The following is a 22,693-nucleotide window of genomic DNA, read 5'->3' on the forward strand; positions in this document are numbered from 1 at the left end:
AAATCTACCGAAGGCAACGGAGGAAAGCCGAAATTAATGCGTTCGCCCGAGAGTAATTTGCGGTCGATTCCGACTGACGCTTTTTCGAATTTGTCTAGACGAATAGCGGAGTCGGAGCAATCTACTCCAGGGCTCGGGCTGGCTTTCCACTCACACAGGGTGAGCGCTCTGGTTGCGCATCTCGCTTCCATCATTGGTCATGAAGCGAGCGCCGCTCGGTTTTCTCGAGCGGCTTACTTTCACGATCTCGGGAAACTGGCGGTGCCGACCGGAATTTTGATGTCTCCAGATGTCCTCACTTCTGACGAGCGCGCGATTGTCGAAACGCACTCGGAGAGCGGCGCGGATATTCTCGCCTCCTCATCGGCTCCCGACGGCGCTTTGGCCGCGGATATTGCGCGATGGCATCATACGAGATTTGATGGCTCGGGATATCCAAAGGGGCGCGTCGGAAGAGAAATCCCGCTCGCGGCGCGAATTACCGCCGTGGCGGACGTGTACGACGCGCTTCGTTCGAGACGAAGCTATAAGCCCGCGGAGACAAACGACAGCGCTCTGGCGCGAATGCGCGCTATACAAAGAGCCGGCTCAGGATTTGCGTTCGACCCCCAAATATTGGAAGCGCTTTTTGACACCGACAGAAGCGTGAGTCTTCTTTGGGATGCTGCGGCGCTATGTGCAATAAGCGGTTTTGATGCGAACAGCCCGAGAGGGCGTCCGCATCGCCGCTCGCGGGCATGAGGAATTTCCGTCTTCGCCAATTCGGCCTGCGGCGAAAAATCACGACAGAGCCGTCGTGAGCGCATCGTCGACTCCGTCCCCGCTCGACGGCGACGCTTTGATGGCGCGGCGGGCGGGATTATGCTCGCCATACAAGCCGTTCGAGCTCTTTGCGACATGCCCACTCCCGACCTGCCCCGCCTCGCCGAACATCTGCTCGACCTCTGCCGCGCGCAGTCTCTGCGCATCGCGACCGCCGAATCCTGCACGGGTGGGCTCGTCGCCGGGGCGATCACCGATATCGCCGGCTCCTCGGACGCCTTCGATCGCGGCTTCATCACTTATTCCAACGCCGCGAAGGAGGAGATGCTCGGCGTCCCTCACGATATTCTCGAGCGTTACGGCGCCGTCAGCGCCGAGACGGCGCGGGCCATGGCGAGCGGCGCCGTCGAGCGCTCCTTCGCCGATGTCGCCGTTTCGATCACGGGCATAGCCGGCCCTGGCGGCGGCAGCGTGGAAAAGCCGGTGGGCCTCGTCCATTTCGCCTGCCTTCGCAAAGGCTTCGGCGTGGAGCATGTCGAGCGCCGCTTCGGCCCCGAGACGCGCGAGGCGATCCGGCGGGCCGCGGTCGTTCAAGCGCTGGAGCTGATGATAGAAGCCGCTCAGCGGCGGCCATAGACCTCGCCGGCGCGCTTGACGAAAGCGTCCGAATATTTGTGGAAGGCGGAGTCGAACATCGCCCCCATCACCAGCCCGAGCGTGCGGCTGCGGAACTCATAATTGATGTAGAAATCGACGACCGAGCGCGCGCCGCCATCCGGCCCGGCCGGCTCGTCGGCGAAGGTCCAGCGATTTTCGAGCTTCTTGAACGGGCCATCGACATATTCGACGAGGATTTCGCGCTTGTTCGGATCGCAGGTAACGCGGCTGGTGAAGCGCTCGCAGACCGCTTTGAAGCCCACCTGCATTTCCGCGAGAATGACCTCCACCCCCTCCTCCGTCGTGCTGCGGCGGCGCACGCGCAGCGCCTCGCAGAGCGGCACGAATTTGGGATAGGATTCGACATCCTTGACCAAAGCGAACATGTCGTCGGCGCGGAAGTTCACGCGGCGGCGGTTGCGGAAGCTCTTCATGGGCGAAGCTATTACCACTATTGCGGAAGGCGCGAAAACGGCGTTTTCGAGCGTAAGACCTCGCCGTCCTTCGCCCTATCTGCGTCCCCAGCGGCCTCGGCCCGGGGAAAATCATGTTCAAGATCAAGCGCGCCTATGAGCCTGCGAGCGCCGAGGACGGCAAGCGCATCCTCGTCGATCGCCTGTGGCCGCGCGGCCTCTCCAAAGCGAAGGCCGCGCTCGACGAATGGGATCGCCTCGTCGCGCCGAGCGACGCTCTGCGCCGCTGGTACGGCCATTCGCCCCAACGCTGGCGGGAGTTCAAGACACGCTACGCCCGCGAGCTGCGCGAGACCTGCCCGGAGGAGCTGAAGCGCCTGCGCGCGCTCGGCCGTGGCAATGTGGTGACGCTGGTTTTCTCCTCGCGCGAGCCGGCGATGAACAATGCCGCCGCGCTGAAGGAGATCATCGAGACGCGCCGAGCCGCTTCTCCCGCAGCCGCTCGAAATCCGCGCCCGCATGGTGCGAGGAGCGGGTGAGCGGCGAGGCGGAGACCATGGAGAAACCCTTGGCGTAGGCGATCGTGGAAAGCGCCTCGAACTCCTGCGGCGTCACGAAGCGCGCGACCTCGTGATGCTTGCGGGTCGGCTGCAGATATTGGCCGATGGTGAGGAAGTCCACATCGGCCACGCGCAGATCGTCCATCACCTGGAGAATCTCGTTGCGCGTCTCGCCGAGCCCGACCATCAGGCCGGATTTGGTGAAGATGGCGGGGTCGAGCTCCTTGACCCTCTGCAGCAGCCGCAGCGAATGGAAATAGCGCGCGCCCGGCCGCACCGTCACATAGAGGGACGGCACGGTCTCGAGATTATGGTTGAACACATCCGGCCGCGCCGCGACGACTTTCTCGAGCGCGCCCTCCTTGCGCAGAAAATCCGGCGTCAGCACCTCGATCGTCGTCGTCGGACAGGCGGCGCGTATGGCGCGGATCGTCTGCGCGATATGATCCGCCCCGCCGTCGTCGAGATCGTCGCGGTCGACCGATGTGACCACCACATGGGCGAGGCCGAGCTTGGCCGTCGCCTCCGCCACGCGCTCCGGCTCGGTGGAATCGAGCGCCGCCGGCAGGCCGGTGGCCACATTGCAGAAGGCGCAGGCGCGCGTGCACACCGACCCCATGACGAGGAAGGTCGCGTGCTTCTGCTCCCAGCATTCGCCGATATTCGGGCAGGAGGCCTCCTGGCAGACGGTGGAGAGTCCGCCGCCGCGCAGGATCGCGCCAGTCTCGCGCCAGGCCGCCGAGCCCGGCGCCTTGACGCGGATCCAGTCCGGCTTGCGCGCGAGCGGCGTGTCCGGCCGATGCGCCTTTTCCGGGTGGCGGAGCGTGGGCGCATCGCGCTTGCGCGGGTCGTCGTTGAGGAGATCGAGAAGGACGGTCATGGGTTGCGCCTAATGTCTCGGCCTTTCGCCCGGCCGTAGAGGAGTCGCGCCGTCGACTCGCGCCCAGAGCGAGACGCTGATTATGGACCCGAGCAGGCCGGCGAGGAAATGGCCGATCGAGCCGTCGAGAACGAGCCCGCAGAATTCGGCGAATTGCGCGCCGAGCCAAGCGCCGGCGACGCCGATCGCCATATCGGAGAAGAGCTGATCGGAGCTTCGCAGCAACGCGCCGACGAGCCAGCCGCCGAACGCGCCGATGACGACGAGGGGAAGAAAGCCCGCGTCGAGCTTTCCGAGAAAGGCGATCGCAGCGTCCATTTCCGCCACCCCGATCGAGCGGGCGCCGCCTGCCGCGGACCCTGCTACAAGATAGGCGCATCTCACGTCGACAAGAAGAGGCGCGGCGTCGCAGGCTGTCGACGAGATCGCCGAGGCGAAGTCGCGCATCAGCAATATTACGTAATTATTTCAATAAATAAGTGTAATTACCTAATATGCTACATTAGCTTTGGCGGCGCCTCAGACATGCTCCACGGCGAGCACGCCGGGAATTGTCTTCAGCGCGCCGGCGACATCGGCCGAGACGGAATAGCCGCCCGGCAGCTTGATCTCCACCTCGCTCGCCATGCGCTCCAGCGCGACCACGATCGAGACCTCGCCCTCGCCCCGCGTCGTCAGCCGCGACTTCAGCGCGTCGAGCGGCGCGGCGTCCTGAAGGAAGATGCGCAGCCCTTTTTGCGCCTTGGCGGCGGCCGCCGCGAGCGGCTGCACCTCGGTGATGCGCGCCCGCACATCCTCGCCCTCGAGCGCGGCGGAGAGCGTCACCAGCACGGTCGCGCCCTTCTCCAAAAGGTCGCGATATTGGTTGAGCCCCTCCTGAAACAGGATCGCCTCATATTGCCCGCTGTCGTCCGAGAGCTGGACGACGCCCATTTTGGAGCCGGACTTTGTGCGCCGCTCGGCGCGGTCGAGCACCACCGCCGCGAGCCGCCCGGCGCTCGCTCCGCGCTTCACGGCGATGATGAACTCCGTCCAGCGCGTCAGCCGCAGCCGGCCGAGCACGCTCGCATAGGCGTCGAGCGGATGGCCGGAGAGAAAAAAGCCGGCGGCGTCGAATTCGCGCTTCAGCTTCTCGGACGCCGTCCAGGGCTGGCTCTTCGGCAGGACCAGCTCCTCCTCCGCCTCCGCGCCGCCGAACAGCGCATTCTGTCCGGCCTGCCGGTCCTCGGCGCAGCGATTGGCGCAAGCGAGAATCGTCTCGATCGCGCCGACGACGCGGGCGCGGTCGGCGTCGAGCTCGTCGAAGGCGCCGCAGCAGGCGAGATTTTCGAGAACCTTCTTATTGACCTCGCGCGGATTGATCCGCCGGGCGAAGTCCGAGAGGCTGCGGAAAGGCGCGGCGCCGCGCGTCCGCACGATCGCCTCCGCCTGCCCCTCGCCGACGCCTTTGACGGCGGAGAGCGCATAGCGAATGGCGAGCTTGCCATCGGCGCCGGGCGCGACGTCGAAATCGACGCCCGAACGGCGGATGGAGGGCGGCTCGACCGCAATGCCGAGCCGCCGCGCCTCATTGCGGAATTCGGCCAGCTTGTCGGTGTTGCCCTTGTCGAGCGTCATGGAGGCGGCCAAAAACTCCACCGGATAATGCGCCTTGAACCAGGCGGTCTGATAGGCGATCAGCGCATAGGCCGCCGCATGGCTCTTGTTGAAGCCGTAGTCGGCGAATTTCGCCAGCAGGTCGAAGATATCGCTGGCCTTTTGCGCCGTGAGCCCGCGCTCCACCGCGCCAGTGACGAAACGCTCGCGCTGGGCGTCCATCTCCGCCTTGATCTTCTTGCCCATGGCGCGGCGCAGCAGATCGGCCTCGCCCAGCGAATAGCCGGACAGGACCTGGGCGATCTGCATCACCTGCTCCTGGTAGATGATGACGCCGAATGTCTCCTTCAGGATGTGCTCGATCTTGGGGTGGATGTAGTCCGGCTCCTCGTCGCCGAGCTTCACCGCGCAATAGGTCGGGATATTGGCCATAGGACCCGGCCGATAGAGCGCGACGAGGGCGATGATGTCCTCGAAATGATCGGCGTGCATCTCGACCAGCGCCTTGCGCATGCCGGCGCTTTCCAGCTGGAACACGCCCACCGTCTCGCCGCGCCCGAGCATTTCGTAAGTCTCGGAATCATCGAGCGGAATAGTGGCGAGATCGAAATCCGCCGCGCGCCGGCGCACGAGATCGACGGCCGTCGCCAGCACGGTCAGCGTCTTGAGGCCGAGAAAGTCGAATTTGATGAGCCCGGCCGGCTCCACCCATTTCATATTGAACTGGGTGGCCGGCATATCGGATTTGGGATCGCGATAGAGCGGCACCAGCGCGTCGAGCGGCCGGTCGCCGATGACGACGCCGGCGGCATGGGTCGAGGCGTTGGAATAGAGCCCCTCGAGCGCGCCGGCGATTTTGAACAGGCGCGCGACCTTCTCGTCCTCGTCGATCGCCTCGCGCAATTTCTGCTCGCCGGAGACGGCCTCGGCCAAAGTCACCGGCTTCGCCGGGTTCTGCGGCACCAGCTTGGCGAGCTTGTCGACCTGTCCCAGCGGCATTTCCAGCACGCGGCCGACGCTGCGCAGCACGCCGCGCGCCAGGAAGGAGCCGAAGGTGATGATCTGCGCCACCTTCTCGGCGCCATAGCGCTCGCGGACATAGTCGATGACCTCGCCGCGCCGCGTCTGGCAGAAGTCGATGTCGAAATCCGGCATCGACATGCGTTCTGGATTGAGGAAGCGCTCGAAGAAGAGGCCGAAGCGCAGAGGATCGAGATCGGTGATGGTCAGCGCATAGGCGACCAGCGACCCCGCGCCCGAGCCGCGCCCCGGCCCCACCGGAATTCCTTGCGATTTCGCATATTTGATAAAGTCCGAGACGATCAGGAAGTAGCCCGGGAAGCGCATCTTCTCGATCGTGTCGAGCTCGAATTCGAGGCGCGCGTCATAGGACGCGCGCGTCTGGCCCGGGGCCGGCGGCTGCGCGAGGAGGCGCGCCTCGAGGCCCTCCTTCGCCTGCCGGCGCAATTCGCGCGCCTCTATATCCTCGAGGGATTCCCCTCCCCCTTCGCCGTCCAGCATGAAGCGCGGCATGATGGGCTTGCGCGTCAGCGGACGAAAGGCGACGCGCCGCGCGATCTCGACCGTCGCATCCGTCGCCTCGCGGAGATCGGCGAAGAGCGCGAGCATCTCCTTGCGCGTCTTGAAATAATGCTGAGGCGAGAGCCGCCGGCGCTCGGCGACGCTGGTCACTGTGCCCTCGGCGATGCAGAGCAGCGCGTCATGCGCCTCGAAATCCGCCGCCGTGGCGAAAAAGGGCTCGTTGGTGGCGACCAGAGGCAGGCCGCGCCGATAGGCGAGATCGAGCAATTGCGGCTCGACGCGCCGCTGCGTCGCGAGGCCGTGACGCTGGATCTCGACATAGAGCCTTCCGTCGAAGAGCGGCAGCAGCGCCTCGAGACGCGCCAGCGCCTGCTCCGCCCTGCCCTTGGCGTAGAGCGTGTCGAGCCCGCCCTCCGAGCCGCCGGTGAGGGCGATCAACCCCTCGCAGCTTTCGGCGAGGCTCGCCAGCGAGACATGGGAGGCCTCGCCCTGCTCCGGCTCGAGATAGGCGCGCGAGGCGAGCCGAATGAGGTTGGAGTAGCCCTGCTCCGACTGCGCGATCAGCACGATATGGCCGCGCCCGTCGGCGCCGCCCGCCACATTCTGCGATCCGTCGCCGAAATCGACATTGAGCTGCACGCCCGGGATCGGCTGCACGCCGGCCTTGGCGGCCTTTTCGGAAAACTCCAGCGCGCCGAAGAGATTATCGGTGTCGGTGACGGCCAGCGCCGGCATCTGGTCCTTCTGGGCCAGATCGATGACGCGCGAGAGGGTCAGCGCGCCCTCGCGCAGCGAGAAAGCTGTGTGGACATGTAGATGGACGAAGCCGACCGCGTCGATCGCGCTCATTTCGACAGCCTCCTGCGACGTCTCCCGCGTCTCGGGCGATCTTATCGCGCCGCAGCGCCGGGATTCGCAATGCGCGCGTCACGGCGCTCGGATTTTACGCACAGGCTTCGTGATTCTACTGCGGCGCCGCAGAGCCGATAAATGAAAAGCCGGGCGGAGGTCCCGCCCGGCTTTTCCGAGATTTCGTGTCGAGGACGCGTCGGGCCGGCGATCACTCGCCCGCGGAGTAGACTTTCGTCGCCGCCGCTTCGACCGGCTTGAACGCTTCCTTGGCGAGGCTGGAATAGAGCTCGCCGAGCTTGGTCGCCTCGGCGATGAAATCTTCGTACGCGCCCTTGGCGTAATCCGACTGCAGCTGCAGGGCTTCGTCGATCTTCTTGACGCCGATCAGCTTTTCCGCGAGGAGACGGCTCTTCTCGAAGGACTTCTTCGAATAGTCGGTCGTCTCCGCCGCAATGGTCTGCCAGCCCTTGGTGAGGGCCGCCGCGGCCGCGGACGCCGCTTCGAATTGCTCCTTGCCCAGCTGCTGAACGCTTTCGAAAGTGGCAACCATCGGTTTCGTCCTCGTATCGAGCGCTATTCGGCCTTCGCCCCGTGGCGGACTCCATGCGCTCAGTTGACAGGGTCAGCTTATATGCATTGCACAATCGAAGTCAACGGCAATGTTGCGATGCAAAACCACAATCCCGGTCTGCTTTCGCCTTAACCAGGGGGTAACTTCATATCGGTAAGATTGTAATCATGTGACTTTTCGGCAACGCCCAGGCTGATCGGGCCCGCCGCGAGCGCATGATGGGGCAAGTGAACGGGATATGCATAGATGACGAAGCGTGGCGTCGCCGGCGGGCTCGAGCGTTGGAAGTGGGTGGCGGCTCTGGCGGCTCTCGCCGCTTTATCGGCACTCTTCGCTTTTCCGGCCGAGGCCAGACGTCATCATCATTCCGCCCGCGCCTATCATTCGCGTCACACGTTCATTCATCATGCGGCGCATCATCGCCGCGGCGGCGCGCATCTCTCCCATGCGGCGCGGCGCGGCCATTCGGAGGCCGGCGGCGGTCCCGCCTTCGCCGCCATCGTGGTCGACGCCAATAGCGGCCGCACGCTCTATGCGCGCAATGAGCACGAGCTGCGCCATCCCGCCTCCGTCACCAAGGTGATGACGCTCTATCTCCTGTTCGAGCAGCTCGAGAAGGGGCGGCTGCGGCTCGACTCGCCGCTGGTCATCTCCGCCCATGCGGCGTCGCAGGCGCCGACCAAGCTCGGCCTCGCCCCCGGCCAGACGATCGACGTCGAGAGCGCCATAAAGGCCGTCGTCACCAAATCGGCGAACGACATCGCCGCCGCTATCGCCGAGAACATCGCCGGCGACGAGGAGAGCTTCGCCGAGATGATGACGCATAAGGCGCATCAGCTCGGCATGAGCCGCACGCATTACGCCAACGCCTCCGGCCTGCCCAATGACGAGCAGATCACCACGGCGCATGATCTCTCCGTGCTGGGCCGCGCGATCCAGGACCGCTTCCCGCGCTATTATCACTATTTCTCCACCCACGCCTTCGTCTGGCGCGGCCAGTCGCATCGCAATCACAATCATCTGCTCGGGCAGATTCGCGGCGTCGATGGCATCAAGACCGGCTACACCCACGCCTCCGGCTTCAACCTGCTGACCTCGGTGCGCCGCGACGGCCATCATATCGTCGCCGTCGTCATGGGCGGCCGCACGGCCGCGGCCCGCGACCGCGTGATGGCCGGCCTCATCGCCGAGCATATCGACGATGGCGCGGCCGTCCGCACCGCGCGCGCCATCACCGAGGGCGAGCCCGCTCCGGCGCCGGTCGCCCGCGCCGAGGCCGCCGAGGAGGAGAAGGACGAGGCGCCGGTCGTCGCGGCCGCCGTCACCACTCCCATTGTTCCGGCTCCCGCCCCGCGCGCTCCGCAGCCGATGGCGCTGGCCTCGGCTCCGCCGCTTCTCGCCGTCCCGACGCCCGTGCGCGGCGACAAGATTCGCCCGGCCTTCGTCGCCGGCGGCAAAAAGGAGCCGGCGCAAGAGAGCGGCGCGCGGCGCCAGCCCGAGCCGTCCCGCCGCGATGGCGTTCATGCGACCGCGGACGGCTCGACTTCCGCCAAGGCCGGCCATGGGACGAAGGTCGCCTCGGCGACGACGCCGACCGCCCTGCCGGCGCGCATCTCGGACGCGGATCGCACGCTGGTCGCCCGCAGCGATCGCGCCGAATTGTCCAAAGCCGATCAGGCCCGTCCGATCCACTCGGGCTGGATGATTCAGATCGGCGCCACCGACGACGCCGAAAAAGCGCAGCAGCTGCTCTCGCGCGCCCGCGCCAAGGGCGTGCCGGCCACCGCCAAGGCCTTCACCGAGAAGGTGCAGAAGGGAAGAGAGACGCTCTACCGCGCCCGTTTCGCCGGGCTCGAGGAGAAAAGCGCGGAGACCGCCTGTCGCGCGCTGAAGCGCTCGGGCTTCTCATGTTTTGCGACGAAGAATTGATCGACGGACCTATTTTTCCAAAAAGCGACGAGCATTGAGCAAACAAGGCCGAGCTTCAATGATGATGACGACGCATGAGGACATCTTTGGCTTCGTTCACCCGAGCCGCGAGATCGGTCGTCCCTCCATGGTCAGGATGAAGCTTCTTCATCAGATCGCGATGCGCCCGCGCGATGTCCTCGCGCGCCGCTCCCTTTTTGAGGCCCAGAATTTCATAGGCCTCATCTTCCGAAATCGTGCCGCCGCGGCGGCCTGGTCCGACGCCGCCCGCATCCGCGCCCCCCGCGTTGCGTCCACCGTCTCCTGTCTGACGCCAGCCGGCAAACCGGCGGTCGAGATACACCTCTAGAAGACGGGCGCCTTCTGGATCGACGCTGCGGCAATGGCGGTAGAGCTCCATCACCGCCGGCCGCGTCAGCGCGTCGAGCCTTTTGCCTTCGTCCTTGCCGGCGAGGATCGTGCCGCGAATGGCGCCGCTCGCATGGTCGAGCTCCATCTCGATCATGGCCGATCGCACGCGCGAGACGCCCGCCCCCGTGGTGCCGTGACCGAAGCGCTTCACCCCGCGCGAGAAGGCGCCATAGAGCCACATGCCGGCCGAGGCCAGCAGCAGGCCGATGTCGATGCGACCGCGCAAGATGAAGAACAGGCCGAGCGCGATCGTCGCCGCGCCGCCCCCCTTGCGAATGACGCGGGCCATGGCCGCCGGCGAAGCGCGCGTGAACATGCGCAATCCGTAGAGCGCGAGCAGCAATGCGAGAAATCCGATCAGAACCGGCATGAAGCGGGCTCCTCACCCCATTTGTGACAAAAGAAGGCGCGCGGCGTCCTCGCCTTTTGTAGCGCGCCGTTCGAGCTCGGCCAGCCCGCCCGCCGCATAAGCCGCAGCCGCGGACAGAAGCTCGGCGAGACGACGCGGCGCCGAGGCGTCGAAAGCGGCGTAGGCCCCGCCGGTCAGCCGCGCGATCTCGCGAAAGGCGGCGCCCGCCTGCGCGTCGGCGCCTTCATGGAACATGAAGGCTTTCACGCCGAGAAGGCCGAGCCGGCCGGCGAGCTCGCAGAGCTGGTCCGCGTTTTCCTCCATCGCATCGCCGACGAAGACGAGAGCGCCGATGCGGCGCGCGCTCGTCTCCTCGAGCGCATGGCGCAGCACTTTGCCGATCTGCGTGCGGCCGCCGCGACAGGAGATTTTCGCCATCAGCGCCGCGAGCCCCTGCCCGCCGCCGACGAATCCCGATGCGCGGCATTCGCCGAAGCCGCGAAAGAACACGAGCTGGACGTCGAGCCCGCCGAGCGCCGCGGTCTCCTCGAACATGCGGCCCTGCAAAGATTGCGCGAGATCCCATGTCGGCTGGCGGCTCATCGTGGCGTCGAGCGCGAAGATCAGCCGGCCTCGCTCGGCCGCTGCGCCGACGCGCCGCGCCTCCCGAATGAACGCCTCCACCGCCTGCGCCCGCGCAGAGGGAGAAAGCGGCGCATTGCCTCGTTCATCGCTCACGGCTGTTCACGTCGCGTCCCTGACCGTTTATATCAGATCGGTCGCCGCCCCGGAATGACAAGAGGCGCGAGCCTCGCCGAGCAAGGCCGGCCCGCTCCGCCGAACGTCCGAGGATAGGCGAACCCGCCGCGTCTTTCGACAGAAATCGCGACGCGAGGCCCTTACCGGAAAGCCGAAATGACCCTTTACGCTTCCTTGCCCGCAACGCCCATCGCCGCCCTTCCCGGCGAGCCGAGCGTTCAGGCGCAGACGCTGATCGCCGATTTCGCGCGGCGACTCTCCGAGAGCGGAGCGCGCGTCGCCGGGGTCACTCAGGCGCGCGTTCTCGACGAGGCGACGGGCCGCAGCCGCATCGTGCTGCGCGACGTCGCCGATGGCGCGCTCTATGCGATCTCGCAGGATCTGGGGGCGGGCTCTGTCGCCTGCAATCTCGACTCGAGCGAGTTGGCGCTCGCCTGCGCCTCGATAGAGCGGCGCGTCGCCGAGGGCGTCGATCTCGTCGTGATCAGCAAGTTCAGCAAGCAGGAGGCCTCGCGCGGCGGCCTCGCCGATGCTTTCCGCGCTTCCATGCTGGCGAAGGTTCCGGTGGTGACGGCGGTGTCGCCGCATTACGTCGAGGAATGGCGCCAATTCGCCGGCCCGCTGGCGGAATTCCTCGCGCATGACCTCGATGCGCTCCTCGCCTGGTGGGAGCGCGCGCAAAAGGCTCAGCTCACGGGCGCGGAATGATCCGCCAAACGGCGGCGATGACGCTCGCGTGAAAGCTCCAGCGGCTCGGCGTCGGGCGCGCGCGGCCGCTTGACGGCGACGACCAGCGCATAGCTCACGATCTGCAGCAGGAACCATGAGCCGAGCTTGGCCGCGCCGACCGGCGACCAGACCGCGAGCTGGCTCGGATAGAGCCAAGTGCGCGTGAAGGTTCCGATATTCTCGGCGAGAAAGATGAAGCTCGCGGCGAGCAGCGCCGCCAGCAGCAGCGGCATCGATCGCCATGAGTGATGCACGCGGTAGAATATCCATGTGCGCGCGAACAGCGCCGCCGTCGCCGCGAAAAGCGCGATCCGCAAATCCCACAGGTAATGGTGCAGGAAGAAATTGGCGTAGATCGCCGCGGCGAGCGCCGCGACCATCCATATCGGCGGATGGCGGATGAAGCGGAAGTCGAACACCACCCAGGCGCGCATCATATAGCTGCCGATCGCCGCATACATGAAGCCGGTGAAGAGCGGAACGCCGCCGATGCGGAAAAAGGCCGGATCGGGGTAGATCCAGGAGCCGATCGCCGTCTTGAAGATCTCCATCGCCGTTCCGACGAGATGAAACAGCAGGATCACCTTGGCTTCCTGCAGGGTCTCGAAACGCGTCGCGAGCAGCAGCGCCTGAATGGCGAGCGCGGCGAGGAAGAGAAAATCATAGCGCGCGAGGACAAATTCGCGCGGATAGACGAAATGCGTCGCGATCAGCAGCCCGACCATCAGAAAGCCGAACAGGCACGACCACGCCTGCTTCACGCCGAAGCGTAGAAACTCGTAGATGAGGCGGCGCGACGGCCGCTGCGAGGCCCAGCGCGCGAGGCGCGCCTCGGCGATGGCGAAGCGCGCCAATGGCGCCCATTGCGCCGCCGCGCTGGCGCGAGGATCGAAAAAGCCCGGGTCCATTTCTTTTCGCTCACCGCACCGGCGGCGCATACATCAGCCCGCCCTTCGTCCATAGAGCGTTGAGCCTTCGCTCGAGGCCGATGGGCGAGCCGGCGCCGAGATTGCGCTCGAACACTTCACCGTAATTGCCGACATGCTTGACGATGCGATAGGCCCAATCGGCCTCGAGCCCCAGCCCCTCCACACGGCCGCCATCGACGCCGAGCAGGCGCCGCACACGCGGATCGGCCGATTTCAGCTGCTCGTCCGCATTGGCGGAGGTCACGCCCAGCTCCTCCGCGTCGACCATGGCGAAATGCGTCCAGCGCACGATGTCGAACCATTGGTCGTCGCTCTGCCGCACGATCGGGCCGAGCGGCTCCTTGTCGATGAGCTCGGGCAGGATCGCATGATCGGCCGGCGCGGCCAGCTCCTGCCGCTTGGCGGCGAGCGTCGAGAGATCGGCGGTCAGCGCCTCGCATTTGGCGTCGGAATAGGCCTTGGCCGCCTCCTCGAATGTCGGGAACAGCTTGGGCTCGATCGGCTTCATGCCCTCGCGATGGAAATCGACGAGATCGAGCTCGAAGGGCGTGCCCTGCTGCACGCAGACGGAGAGGCCGCCGAGATCGCGCAACGCGGCGATGGATTTTTTGCGCGCGAGAAAACCCTGTCCGTCGAAAAAGCTGATCGCCGTATAGGAGAGCCCCTGCCCGGCGTCGCGCGACAGGGTGAAAGCGGCGCCGCGCGCCAGCAGATCGACGACGCCCGATTGCAGCGCCTTCACGCGATCCTTGGCGGAGAGCGTCACGAAGCGCATTTTTTCGGGATCGTCGAAAATGGCGGCGGCGAGCGCGCGGCAGAAATCGACGTCGAAGCCGCTCCAGCGGCCGGCCTCGTCCTGATGCGCGAAGCCCGGCAGGCCATTGCTCGCGCCGCAGATCAAAAAGCCGCGCTTTTGCGCCTGCTCGAGCGTCGAGGCGTCGGCGCCGGCGGCGAGCAGCAGAGCGCTCGCGATGAGAATATTGCGGAACAGGCGAGAGATCATGTCCGACTCTGGATTGGGCTCGGGCGATCGGCGATCATTGGACAATTGCTCCTCTTTCGCCCATGTCCTGCGCGAACAGTCTATACTGCGGCGCGGACGAGGCCGCCGCAATCGCGTTCGCAGAAAGGCCGGTAGGCGAGACATGAGCGAGACTAGAGGACAATCTGGGCGAAAAAAGAAAAGCCGCACCCGCTTGGCCCATGCCGGGCGCCGGCCCTCCGAGCAATTCGGCTTCGTCAACACGCCGATCTATCGCGGCTCCACCGTGCTGTTTCCCGATACGGCGTCGCTGCTCGCCAATCGCGGCGCCTATACTTACGCCACCAAAGGCACGCCGACGACGCGCGCGCTCGAGGAGGCCTGGATCGACGTCGCCGGCGCGGCGGAGGCCGTCGCCGTCCCCTCCGGCCTCGCGGCGATCACCCTCGCTCTGCTGACGGCGCTGAAGGCCGGGGACCATCTGCTCGTCACCGATTCCTGCTATCTGCCGGCGCGCATGTTCTGCGACAGCGTGCTGAAGCGGCTCGGCGTCGAGACCACCTATTACGATCCGCGCATCGGCGCCGATATCGCCGCGCTGATGCGGCCGAACACCACTGCCATATTGACCGAGTCGCCCGGCTCGCAGACGCTCGAGGTGCAGGACATTCCCGCCATCGCCGAGGTCGCCCATGCGCGCGGCGCCTGCGTCGTCCTCGACAACACTTGGGCGACGCCTCTCTTTTTTCCGCCGCATGAGCGCGGGGTCGATCTCGCCATAGAGGCCGGCACCAAATATCTCGCGGGCCATTCCGATCTCCTGCTCGGCCTCGTCTCGGCGAATGAGAAATGGGCCAAGCGTCTGCGCGCCACCTACAACGCCTTCGCCATCTGTCCCGGGCCGGAGGATTGCTTTCTCGCGCTGCGCGGCCTGCGCACGATGGAATTGCGATTGCGCGAGGCCGAGCGCGCCGGCCTCGAGATGGCGCGCTGGCTCGCCGAGCGCGAGGAGGTCGCGGAGGTGATCCATCCGGCCCTCGAGAACCACGCCGACCACGCTTTGTGGAAGCGCGACTTTCTCGGCTCGACCGGCTTGTTCTCCTTCGTCTTGAAGCCGGTTTCCCCGGAGGCCGTCGCCGCAATGCTGGATGGGCTCGAGCTGTTCGGCCTCGGCTATTCCTGGGGCGGCTTCGAGAGCCTCGCCCTGCCCTTCGATTGCGCCTCCTATCGCACCGCGACCGAATGGGCGCCCGGCGGTCCGGCGATAAGGCTCTCGATCGGGCTCGAGGATCTGGATGATCTGAAGGAGGATCTCGACGCCGGCTTCGCGCGGCTGCGCGCCGCAAAAGCGTAAGCATCGCATTGAATAGGTAGTTCCCCTTGATTTCGCATATGCGCGAAAGCGCATACTTACGCATCGGAGCGCGACGGAGTGTCGCGGGCGAACTCGAGGGGAACGGTTCGATGCGTGGTGAAGCTTTCGATCTGTCGCCCACCTCCAATGAGGTCATGTCCGGCGTGCGGCATTCGGCGCAGCACGAGGCGCTGCTGGCGTCCTATCTGCTCGGGCTCGGCCATGGGCCGGCCGTGGTGCGCGATCTCATCGTCTCCGATCTCGACGGCTTTCTGGACCTCGGGCTGCAGCGCCGCGCGGCGGATCAGCTCGTCGTGCTGCGCGCCTTTCTCGCACGATTTCCAGAAATGACGCGCTCGAGCTGAGCTTTCCTCTTGCGCTGAGAAAATCGGCTCCTATTCTCTTCTGAGATCGAGCGCCGCGGACGCGGCCGCTCGCATGAGACGCCCCGACCTCGGATGAACAGGCGGGGCGTTTTCGCGTCAACGCCCCTCCCATCCCCAAGCCAGCACGATCATTCCGAGCAGCGCCGCGAGGCCCCAGAGGCCGATCGCGAGCGGCGCCGTCTCGACGCCCTTCAGCTCGCTCGCGCCGGTGCGCTTCACGCCGATGTAATCGGCGCCGCCGAAGACAGAAGCTTCGCGCATCTCCACGATGCGGGGCAGTGTGATCGCGCCGCTCGCGTCTTTCGAAAGGCGTCGAACCGTGCCGCCGCTGGCCTCGGCGAGCGGCTTCAGCTTCTCGGCGGTGGAGACCACCTCGCGAAACTCGCGCGGATTCTCCGGGCCGACATTGACCAGCGCCGTCAGCTCGCCGCTCTGAAAGCGATAGAGCCCCATTTCCTTCGCCGCATGATGCGCGCGCGCGAGGCCGGGCTCGGCGGGCGCGAGCGCGATCGGCGATGTCGCGCCCGAAGGCGTCGTCATCGTCACCGCGTCGATCTTCTCCTCGAGGCTCTGGCGCTCGATGGCGATATCATGGCCATGGGCGCTGGCGCGCAGTGCCTCCTCCTCGAGATCGGGCTCCTTCATCAGCCAATGAGCGAGGCGGCGCATCAGATCGACATGCGGGCCGCCGCCCTCATAGCCGCGCGCCCACAGCCACATCTGATCGGTGAGCAGAGCGGCGACGCGGCCTTTGCCCTCGCGCGAGAGCACGAGCAGCGGCTTGTCATTGGCGCCGGTGAGGATGGAATTGCCCTTCACCACTTCGGCGTCGACCTGGCGGAACCATTCGCCCCAGGCGGGAGGACTGCTCCGCGCGCCCTCGAGCCCGCGCGTGACCGGATGCTTCTCGCCATCCTTGCTCACATGGGCGCGAAAGGCGCGCTCATAGAGCGAGCCGTCCGGCCGCGCCGGAATGATGCTCTCCAGCGGCGAATAATAGAGCCCCTGCACCGTCGCGAAATCCGGCCCCGTCGCGACGAGAAAGGCGCCGCCATTGTCGACATAGCGCAGGATATTGTCGAAATAGACGGAGGGCAGGATCGTCTGGTTCGAGTAGCGATCGAAGATGATGAGATCGAACTCGTTGATCTTGCGCCCGAAGAGATCGGCCGTCGGAAAGGCGATCAGCGAGAGCTCGTGCGGCGGCGTGCCGTCGAGCTTCTCCGGCGGCCGCAGAATGGTGAAATGCACCAGATCGACATTGGCGTCGGAGCGCAGAAGATTGCGCCAGCTGCGCTCGCCGGGATGCGGCTCGCCGGAGACGAGCAGAACCTTCAGCTTGTCGCGCACGCCCTCTATGGTGACGACGGCCTTGTTGTTGACGGCGGTCAGCTCGCCGGGGAGCGCCTCCACCTCCAGCTCGACGACATTGGCGCCGCCATGCTCCACGCGCAGCGGAATCTCGACGATCTCGCCGGCGCGCGCCACGATGGGCTCGAGCGCCTGCCCGTCGCGGCGCGTCGTGATGACGACCGGCTCCGTCCCGCCGAGATTGCTGTCGACGACGCGGGCGCGGATCGTCTGATCCTTGCCGACAATGCCGAAGCGCGGCGCCTCGACCAGCTCCAGCCTGCGATCACGCTCGCCCTCATGGCCGGTGACGAGCACATGCAGCGGCGCCTTGAAGCCGAGCGCGGCCGCGTTCGCGGGAATGTCGTGAACGATTCCGTCCGTCACCATGATCGCGGCGCCGATGCGCTCGCGCGGAACATCCTTCAGCCCCTCTTCCAGAGCCTGAAACAATCGCGTCCCATCGGCCTCGGCGCCGGGACGCGCCGCGTCGATGAAGCGCGGCTCTATGTCGCCGAGCTTTTGCAGCGCCGGCTCCAGCGCGGCCTTCGCCGCCTCGGTCTGCGCCATGCGCTCGCCGAAGCTCTGGCTCTCGCTGCGATCGAGCACGATGGGAACGATGGTTCTCAGCGGCTCGCGCTGCTCGCGCAGCAGCGACGGATCGGTGAGCGCCAGCAGCACCAGCGCGAGCGTGGCGATGCGCAGGGCCGCGCCGCGCCCGCCGGCGCGCAGCGACAGCAGCGCCACGATGATCGCCGCCACGCTCAGCGCGGCGAGCGTGGGCCAGGGCAGCAGCGGCGTGAAGGAGAGGGACAGCTCGCTCATTGGCCGAGCCGCTCCAAAAGGTCGCGGACATGGACCTGATCGGATTTGTAATTGCCGGTCAGCGTGTACATCACCAGATTGACGCCGCCGCGGATCGCGAGCTCGCGCTGACGCGCGCCGCCCGGCGTCAGCGTGTAGAGCGGCTGGCCGGTGCGATCGGCCGCCCAGGCGCCGGCGAGATCATTCGAGGTTATCACCACAGACGAGACGCTGTCGGTCGCGCGCACGGGGCGCGCGGGATCGTCCTTGCTCTCTTGTGGTAGCGCCTCCACCCAGGTCTTGCCGTTGATCGTGCGGCCGTAGAAGCCGTCGAGCAGATAGAAGGTCTTGGTGATGACGTGATCGCGCGGCGTGACCTCGAGCGGCGGAATGTCGAGATTGCGCGTCAGATCGCGCAGCCATTGCGTCTCCGGCGTCGGCGGTCCGCCCTCATGCGCGGTGAGCGCGTCGCGCGTGTCGAAGACGATCGTGCCGCCCTGCTTCAGATAGACGCCGACCTTGGCGATGGTCTGCGCCGAAGGCAGCGGCGCGGAAGCGACGATCGGCCAATAGAGCATGGGATAGAAGGCCAATTCGTCACGCGCCGGATCGACGCCGACCGGCGCGCCGGGCGCGAAGGATGTGCGCTGATTGAGCGCGCGCGACAGCGCCTCGAGGCCGAGCTTGCTGGTCTCGTCGGTGCGGGCGTCGCCGGAGACGACATAGGCGAGCCTCGTGGTCAGCGCCGCCTCGCGGTCGCGCGGCGAGGCGGCGGCGGGCGCATCCTTGGCGCGGGCGTCCTGCGGCGCGGCGCTCAGCACCGCGAGCGCGCACAAAGCGCCGATGGCGATCGGCGCGGCGCGGCGCAATGCGCCGGACATGGACAGCAAGATCAGCCAATCGGCGAGCAGCGCGACAAAGACCAGCGCGAGCAGATAGGGGCGCAGATCGATCGGCGCGCCGGCGCGCAGCGCCGAGACCGAGAGCCCCTGCCCCGAAAAATCAAAGGCGCGCAATTCGTCGCTCGCGCGCAGCGGCTGCACGGCGACGGGGGCGTCGGCGGCGCCGTAGAAGCCCGGCGGATGCTCACGGCTCGCGCCGCCGTCATAGTCGCCGGCGATCGGCCGGGCGCTCGGCGGCGGCGCGCCGAGACGGCCGCGTCCGTCCAGAGTGAGGAGCGGCGCCAGCGCCGGCGCATCGCTGCGCGCTCCGTCCTCGGCCCGCCGCGCCGCGGCCTCGCCGCTCTCGGCGGCGATCCGGTGCAGCATATCGATGAAGAGGCCGGAGATCGGCAGATTGGACCAGGCGGCGTCGGCGCTGACATGGAACAGCACGATGAGCCCCTTGCCGCGCCGCTCGGCGGTGACGAGCGGCGTGCCGTCGGTGAGCGCGGCCCAGGTCTTGGCGGGCAGGCCCGGCTCCGGCTCGGCGAGAACCTGGCGCGTCACCGTCACCTCGTCGGGAATAGCGAGCCCGTAGAAAGGGCTCGCCGCATCGAAGGGTGCGAGCTTTTTCGGCGTGTCCCAGGACATGGCGCCGCCGAGCACGCGGCCATTGCGGCGCAAGCGCACGGGGGTGAGATCGTCGTCGCCATTGGCGAGGCGCGCGCCGGCGAAGCGCAGCAGCACGCCGCCCTCGTCGACGAAACGGGCCAGCGCCTCATGCGCGTCGGGCGGCAGCACGCCGACATCGGCGAGGGCGACGATATTGGGCTGCTCGGCGATGAGGCCGGGCAGAGGATCGGCGGCGCCCGGCCGCGGCTCGCGCACCTCGGCGAAAGGCGCGAAGGCCTTTTGCAGATAGAATTGCGGCTCCAGCAAAGGTTGCGCGAGATCGGCGCTCGCGCCGCTCAGCACGGCGACGCGGCGAACCTTGGAGCGCCCGTCGAGCAGCGCCACGGCGCCGGCCGAAGCCTCGCCGTCGAGGCGGAGCAGCGACGCCTCATTGCGCAGCTCGATCGGCAGATCGAAGCGCGCTTTCGCTTTGTCTCCCGCGCCGAAATCGAAATGCGCCTGCGCCAGCACGCGGCCCTGCTGATCGAAAGCGGAAACGGAGCCGGACGCCGGCGCCGCAGCGGAGGCGCGCGCCACCTCCACCTCGAGGCCGGCGGCCGTGTTCTGCGGCGCGACAAGCGCGCGCGCAACATGATCGCTGGCCAATGTCTCGATTTTCGCGCCGGCTGCGGCCGCCGCGGTCAGAGCCTCGCCGAATTGGCGCGCTCCGCCCTGCGCCAGCCCATCCGCGATCCAGACGATGCGCCCCTGCGGATGGGCGGCGGCGAATTCTGCGAGCCTCGCGGCGGCGGCGGCCCGATCCGGCGCATAGGGCTGCGGCGAGAGCGCGCGCAGGCGCTCGTCGATCTTGCCGCCGTCCTCCGGCGTCGGCGCGGCGTCGGCCTGCGACATGGGCAGCACGGCGATCGTCGCGCCGGAACGCGCGGCGTCGGCGGCGAGCGCGCGCGCCGCCTCGATGCGGGCGTCGAAATCCGGCGCCGCCGGCCAGCCGTCGTCGATCGCGATCAGCAACGGCGCGCTGGAAAAAGCGGCCGTCGCCACTGGCGTCAGCGCAGGGCCGGCCATGGCCAGAACGGCGAGGCCGGCGAGCGCGAGGCGCAGCGCCAATAGCCACCAGGGCGTGCGCGAAGGCGTCTCCTCGCGGCGCAGCAGATCGAAGAGCAGGCGGATCGGCGGGAACACGATCTCGCGCGGGCGGGGCGGCGTCACCCGCAGCAGAAAATAGATGGCCGGCAGGGCCAGCAGCCCGAACAGGGCGAGGGGCGCGGCGAAAGTGAGGCCCATCAGACGCGCTCCAATCCAGAGGCGAGCGCAAAGCTCAAAGAAAGCGCCGCCTCCGCCGCCGGCCGGTCGGTGCGGTGGATGTGCAGCGAGAAGCCGACGTCGGCCGCGGCTTTGGCGATCGCGTCCCTATGCCGCGCGAGACGTTCCACATAAGCGTCGCGCCAGGATTGGGCGCGGCCGGCGCGCAGCTGCGCGCGGCTGTCCGTGTCGAGAAAGATCGTCTCGCCTTCGAAGGGAAAGGTCTCTTCCGCCGGATCGGCGATCATCAGCAGCGCGCCCGCCGCGCCATTTCCGGCGAGCGTCGTCAGACGTTCGGAAAGCGCCTGCGGATCGCAGAGGAAGTCGGAGATGAGCAGAGCCTTGGCGCCGCCGGGCAGCGCCGCCGCCTCCGGCAATTCGCCGCGCGCCGCGCCGCCCGCTGCGACGAGCGCCTGCGCGAGGCGCTCGATAATGTCGCGCGTCGACATGGGATGGGTGAGGCCGAGCAGCCCCACGCGCTCGCCGCCGCGCATCAGCACATCGGCGAGCGCGAGGCCGAGCGTCAATGCGCGGTCGAGCTTGGGCTCCATCGCCAGAGAGGAGACGAAGCCCATGGAGGGGGAGCAGTCCATCCACAGAAAATAGGAATGGGCGGCCTCCCATTCCCGCTCGCGCACGAAGAGACGGTCGTCGCGCGCCGAGCGGCGCCAGTCGATGCGATGCGCCGCCTCGCCGGCGCCGAAGGGCCGGAACTGCCAGAAATTCTCGCCCGTCCCGGCGCGCCTTCGGCCATGCGCGCCATGGACGACGGTCGCCGCCACCTCCCGCGCGCGGATGACGATATCCGGCAGCCGGCTGGCGAGCTCTGCGGCGTCCACGCCGCGCGCGCTCGCCCCGAGCCGGGCGGACATATCGAAAGCCTCGGTGGAAACCGCCGGTGTCGCCGCCACCTCAGCCGATCCTCGCGACGAGCTTCTCGACGAGGCCGGCGATGGTCTTGCCCTGCGCGCGCGCGGCGAAGGTCAGCGCCATGCGATGGCGCAGCGCCGGCGCGGCGAGCGCAGCCACATCGTCCAGCGACGGCGACAGCCGCCCGGCGAGCAACGCGCGCGCGCGCGTGGCGAGCATGAGAGACTGCGCCGCGCGCGGGCCAGGGCCCCAGGCGACATGCGGCGCGATCTCGGGATCGCCCTCCCCCGGCCGCGCGGCGCGCACGAGATCGAGTATCGCGTCGACGACCTTGTCGCCGACCGGCAATTGCCGCACCAGCCGCTGCGCCGCGATCAGCTCCTGCGCGGAGAGAGTCTTGCGCGCCTCGATCACGCGGTCGCCCGTCGTCTCCAACAATATGCGCCGCTCGCTGGCGCGGTCGGGATAATCGACGTCGATCTGGAGAAGAAAACGATCGAGCTGCGCCTCCGGCAGAGGATAGGTTCCCTCCTGCTCCAGCGGATTTTGCGTCGCCAGCACATGGAAGGGCCGCGGCAGATCGTGACGCTCGCCGGCGACGCTCACATGATATTCCTGCATCGCCTGCAGCAGCGCCGATTGCGTGCGCGGCGAGGCGCGGTTGATCTCGTCCGCCATCAGCAATTGCGCGAAGATCGGGCCTTTGACGAAGCGGAAGACGCGCTTTTTATCGGCGGTCTCCTCGAGCACCTCGGAGCCCAGAATATCGGCCGGCAAAAGATCGGGCGTGAATTGCACGCGCCGCTCGTCGAGGCCGAGCACCCGGCCCAATGTCTCGACGAGCTTGGTCTTGGCGAGGCCGGGCACGCCGACGAGCAGGCCGTGTCCGCCGGCGAGCAGAGTGACGAGCGCCTGCTCGACCGCCTCCTCTTGGCCGAAGATCACGGTGGAGACGGCGGCGCGGGCGCGGCCGATCTCTTCCAGGACACGCTCGGCTGCGGCGGCGGGAGCGCTCGCCAAATCTTGCTCGGTCATTGACTGTCCTTCGCTCGGCGACGACGGCCGCGTCGCAGTTTCCCCCTAGGATAAGCCGGAAAGGACGCTTGTCGACGTGAAAGAATGATTAATTTTGGCCGGGGGCGCGGCGCGCCCGGACAGAGGGGTTCGCCGGCAAAAATGGCTTTTTGACGCT

Annotated in this window: 20 protein-coding genes; 7 read left to right on the forward strand and 13 right to left on the reverse strand. The window is 67.1% G+C overall.

The genetic code is table 11. The annotated features are described in order from the left end of the window. Positions 1–36 precede the first annotated feature (36 nt). Both ACT53T_RS07865 and ACT53T_RS07870 read left to right on the forward strand, forming a co-directional pair. Entirely contained in the window at positions 37–741 is a 705-nt protein-coding gene (locus tag ACT53T_RS07865; RefSeq protein WP_476160796.1) for an HD-GYP domain-containing protein, read from the forward strand. A 156-nt stretch (positions 742–897) separates the two neighbouring features. After that, positions 898–1,398 carry a CinA family protein gene (locus ACT53T_RS07870; RefSeq protein ID WP_476160797.1) on the forward strand — a complete coding sequence of 167 codons (501 nt, stop codon included), beginning with the start codon at positions 898–900 and terminating at the stop codon, positions 1,396–1,398. Here the strand turns inward: ACT53T_RS07870 and ACT53T_RS07875 are convergent. Then, a complete protein-coding gene (locus ACT53T_RS07875) occupies positions 1,383–1,853 on the reverse strand; it encodes a type II toxin-antitoxin system RatA family toxin (RefSeq protein ID WP_018265360.1) in 471 nt (156 codons plus the stop codon). The two genes, ACT53T_RS07870 and ACT53T_RS07875, sit on opposite strands and share 16 nt — an antisense overlap. A gap of 113 nt (positions 1,854–1,966) precedes the next feature. On the opposite strand from ACT53T_RS07875, the gene ACT53T_RS07880 reads away from it, so the two are divergent. Then, on the forward strand, positions 1,967–2,371 hold the full coding sequence (locus tag ACT53T_RS07880) for a DUF488 domain-containing protein (RefSeq protein ID WP_476160798.1): 405 nt from the start codon (positions 1,967–1,969) through the stop codon (positions 2,369–2,371). Here ACT53T_RS07880 and lipA read toward each other — a convergent pair. From lipA to ACT53T_RS07900, 4 genes are all read right to left on the reverse strand, one after another. Then, complete coding sequence (lipA, locus tag ACT53T_RS07885; protein ID WP_476160799.1) at positions 2,298–3,272, reverse strand: lipoyl synthase; 975 nt, start codon at positions 3,270–3,272, stop codon at positions 2,298–2,300. The two genes, ACT53T_RS07880 and lipA, sit on opposite strands and share 74 nt — an antisense overlap. Before the next feature lie 9 nt (positions 3,273–3,281). After that, positions 3,282–3,590 carry a GlsB/YeaQ/YmgE family stress response membrane protein gene (locus ACT53T_RS07890; protein WP_400767769.1) on the reverse strand — a complete coding sequence of 103 codons (309 nt, stop codon included), beginning with the start codon at positions 3,588–3,590 and terminating at the stop codon, positions 3,282–3,284. Positions 3,591–3,791: 201 nt separating this feature from the next. After that, positions 3,792–7,259 carry a DNA polymerase III subunit alpha gene (gene dnaE / locus ACT53T_RS07895; protein ID WP_476160800.1) on the reverse strand — a complete coding sequence of 1,156 codons (3,468 nt, stop codon included), beginning with the start codon at positions 7,257–7,259 and terminating at the stop codon, positions 3,792–3,794. Positions 7,260–7,470: 211 nt separating this feature from the next. After that, positions 7,471–7,812: a phasin family protein gene (locus ACT53T_RS07900; protein ID WP_018265355.1), complete on the reverse strand. Its 342-nt coding sequence runs from the start codon at positions 7,810–7,812 to the stop codon at positions 7,471–7,473. Positions 7,813–8,079: 267 nt separating this feature from the next. Here ACT53T_RS07900 and ACT53T_RS07905 point away from each other — a divergent pair, with 267 nt between their 5' ends. Next, on the forward strand, positions 8,080–9,762 hold the full coding sequence (locus ACT53T_RS07905; RefSeq protein WP_476160801.1) for an SPOR domain-containing protein: 1,683 nt from the start codon (positions 8,080–8,082) through the stop codon (positions 9,760–9,762). Positions 9,763–9,817: 55 nt separating this feature from the next. Here the strand turns inward: ACT53T_RS07905 and ACT53T_RS07910 are convergent, their stop codons facing one another. Both ACT53T_RS07910 and ACT53T_RS07915 read right to left on the reverse strand, forming a co-directional pair. After that, a complete protein-coding gene (locus ACT53T_RS07910; RefSeq protein WP_476160802.1) occupies positions 9,818–10,543 on the reverse strand; it encodes a DnaJ domain-containing protein in 726 nt (241 codons plus the stop codon). Between the two features lie 12 nt (positions 10,544–10,555). Next, on the reverse strand, positions 10,556–11,260 hold the full coding sequence (locus ACT53T_RS07915; protein WP_476160803.1) for a VWA domain-containing protein: 705 nt from the start codon (positions 11,258–11,260) through the stop codon (positions 10,556–10,558). Between the two features lie 177 nt (positions 11,261–11,437). Here ACT53T_RS07915 and ACT53T_RS07920 point away from each other — a divergent pair, with 177 nt between their 5' ends. Further along, complete coding sequence (locus tag ACT53T_RS07920; protein ID WP_036287134.1) at positions 11,438–11,989, forward strand: DUF2478 domain-containing protein; 552 nt, start codon at positions 11,438–11,440, stop codon at positions 11,987–11,989. On the opposite strand, the gene ACT53T_RS07925 is transcribed toward ACT53T_RS07920, so the two are convergent. Next, on the reverse strand, positions 11,968–12,918 hold the full coding sequence (locus tag ACT53T_RS07925) for a DUF817 domain-containing protein (RefSeq protein WP_476160804.1): 951 nt from the start codon (positions 12,916–12,918) through the stop codon (positions 11,968–11,970). The genes ACT53T_RS07920 and ACT53T_RS07925 overlap by 22 nt on opposite strands. Before the next feature lie 10 nt (positions 12,919–12,928). After that, positions 12,929–13,942 (reverse strand): amino acid ABC transporter substrate-binding protein, encoded by a 1,014-nt coding sequence (locus ACT53T_RS07930; protein ID WP_476160833.1) that lies wholly within the window; start codon positions 13,940–13,942, stop codon positions 12,929–12,931. 142 nt (positions 13,943–14,084) lie between these two features. Here ACT53T_RS07930 and metC point away from each other — a divergent pair, with 142 nt between their 5' ends. Further along, positions 14,085–15,275: a cystathionine beta-lyase gene (gene metC / locus ACT53T_RS07935; protein WP_476160805.1), complete on the forward strand. Its 1,191-nt coding sequence runs from the start codon at positions 14,085–14,087 to the stop codon at positions 15,273–15,275. A 110-nt stretch (positions 15,276–15,385) separates the two neighbouring features. Further along, positions 15,386–15,640, forward strand: coding sequence for a hypothetical protein (locus ACT53T_RS07940; RefSeq protein WP_018265347.1), 255 nt, complete (start codon positions 15,386–15,388; stop codon positions 15,638–15,640). A 117-nt stretch (positions 15,641–15,757) separates the two neighbouring features. On the opposite strand, the gene ACT53T_RS07945 is transcribed toward ACT53T_RS07940, so the two are convergent. Genes ACT53T_RS07945 through ACT53T_RS07960 form a run of 4 tightly spaced genes read right to left on the reverse strand, consistent with a single transcriptional unit; the run spans position 15,758 to position 22,536 of the window. Continuing rightward, positions 15,758–17,836, reverse strand: coding sequence for a hypothetical protein (locus tag ACT53T_RS07945; protein WP_476160806.1), 2,079 nt, complete (start codon positions 17,834–17,836; stop codon positions 15,758–15,760). After that, positions 17,833–20,613, reverse strand: a complete 2,781-nt coding sequence (locus ACT53T_RS07950; RefSeq protein WP_476160807.1) for a DUF4159 domain-containing protein — start codon at positions 20,611–20,613, stop codon at positions 17,833–17,835. The genes ACT53T_RS07945 and ACT53T_RS07950 overlap by 4 nt, the downstream gene beginning before the upstream one ends. Then, entirely contained in the window at positions 20,613–21,503 is an 891-nt protein-coding gene (locus ACT53T_RS07955) for a DUF58 domain-containing protein (RefSeq protein WP_476160834.1), read from the reverse strand. Before ACT53T_RS07955 ends, ACT53T_RS07950 begins: the two co-directional genes overlap by 1 nt. Before the next feature lie 40 nt (positions 21,504–21,543). Further along, the gene (locus ACT53T_RS07960; RefSeq protein ID WP_018265343.1) at positions 21,544–22,536 is read right to left on the reverse strand and encodes an AAA family ATPase; all 993 of its coding nucleotides are present in this window, start codon (positions 22,534–22,536) and stop codon (positions 21,544–21,546) included. Positions 22,537–22,693: the final 157 nt, after the last annotated feature.

Source organism: Methylosinus sp. DMC45, assembly GCF_056313885.1.

Bases quoted from the DNA above. Each gene is read 5' to 3' on its own strand.
- ACT53T_RS07865 (WP_476160796.1), top strand. From the start codon at position 37: ATGCGTTCGCCCGAGAGTAATTTGCGGTCGATTCCGACTGACGCTTTT.
- ACT53T_RS07870 (WP_476160797.1), top strand. From the start codon at position 898: ATGCCCACTCCCGACCTGCCCCGCCTCGCCGAACATCTGCTCGACCTC.
- ACT53T_RS07875 (WP_018265360.1), bottom strand. From the start codon at position 1,853: ATGAAGAGCTTCCGCAACCGCCGCCGCGTGAACTTCCGCGCCGACGAC.
- ACT53T_RS07880 (WP_476160798.1), top strand. From the start codon at position 1,967: ATGTTCAAGATCAAGCGCGCCTATGAGCCTGCGAGCGCCGAGGACGGC.
- lipA (WP_476160799.1), bottom strand. From the start codon at position 3,272: ATGACCGTCCTTCTCGATCTCCTCAACGACGACCCGCGCAAGCGCGAT.
- ACT53T_RS07890 (WP_400767769.1), bottom strand. From the start codon at position 3,590: ATGGACGCTGCGATCGCCTTTCTCGGAAAGCTCGACGCGGGCTTTCTT.
- dnaE (WP_476160800.1), bottom strand. From the start codon at position 7,259: ATGAGCGCGATCGACGCGGTCGGCTTCGTCCATCTACATGTCCACACA.
- ACT53T_RS07900 (WP_018265355.1), bottom strand. From the start codon at position 7,812: ATGGTTGCCACTTTCGAAAGCGTTCAGCAGCTGGGCAAGGAGCAATTC.
- ACT53T_RS07905 (WP_476160801.1), top strand. From the start codon at position 8,080: ATGACGAAGCGTGGCGTCGCCGGCGGGCTCGAGCGTTGGAAGTGGGTG.
- ACT53T_RS07910 (WP_476160802.1), bottom strand. From the start codon at position 10,543: ATGCCGGTTCTGATCGGATTTCTCGCATTGCTGCTCGCGCTCTACGGA.
- ACT53T_RS07920 (WP_036287134.1), top strand. From the start codon at position 11,438: ATGACCCTTTACGCTTCCTTGCCCGCAACGCCCATCGCCGCCCTTCCC.
- ACT53T_RS07925 (WP_476160804.1), bottom strand. From the start codon at position 12,918: ATGGACCCGGGCTTTTTCGATCCTCGCGCCAGCGCGGCGGCGCAATGG.
- ACT53T_RS07930 (WP_476160833.1), bottom strand. From the start codon at position 13,942: ATGATCTCTCGCCTGTTCCGCAATATTCTCATCGCGAGCGCTCTGCTG.
- metC (WP_476160805.1), top strand. From the start codon at position 14,085: ATGAGCGAGACTAGAGGACAATCTGGGCGAAAAAAGAAAAGCCGCACC.
- ACT53T_RS07940 (WP_018265347.1), top strand. From the start codon at position 15,386: ATGCGTGGTGAAGCTTTCGATCTGTCGCCCACCTCCAATGAGGTCATG.
- ACT53T_RS07945 (WP_476160806.1), bottom strand. From the start codon at position 17,836: ATGAGCGAGCTGTCCCTCTCCTTCACGCCGCTGCTGCCCTGGCCCACG.
- ACT53T_RS07950 (WP_476160807.1), bottom strand. From the start codon at position 20,613: ATGGGCCTCACTTTCGCCGCGCCCCTCGCCCTGTTCGGGCTGCTGGCC.
- ACT53T_RS07955 (WP_476160834.1), bottom strand. From the start codon at position 21,503: ATGTCCGCCCGGCTCGGGGCGAGCGCGCGCGGCGTGGACGCCGCAGAG.
- ACT53T_RS07960 (WP_018265343.1), bottom strand. From the start codon at position 22,536: ATGACCGAGCAAGATTTGGCGAGCGCTCCCGCCGCCGCAGCCGAGCGT.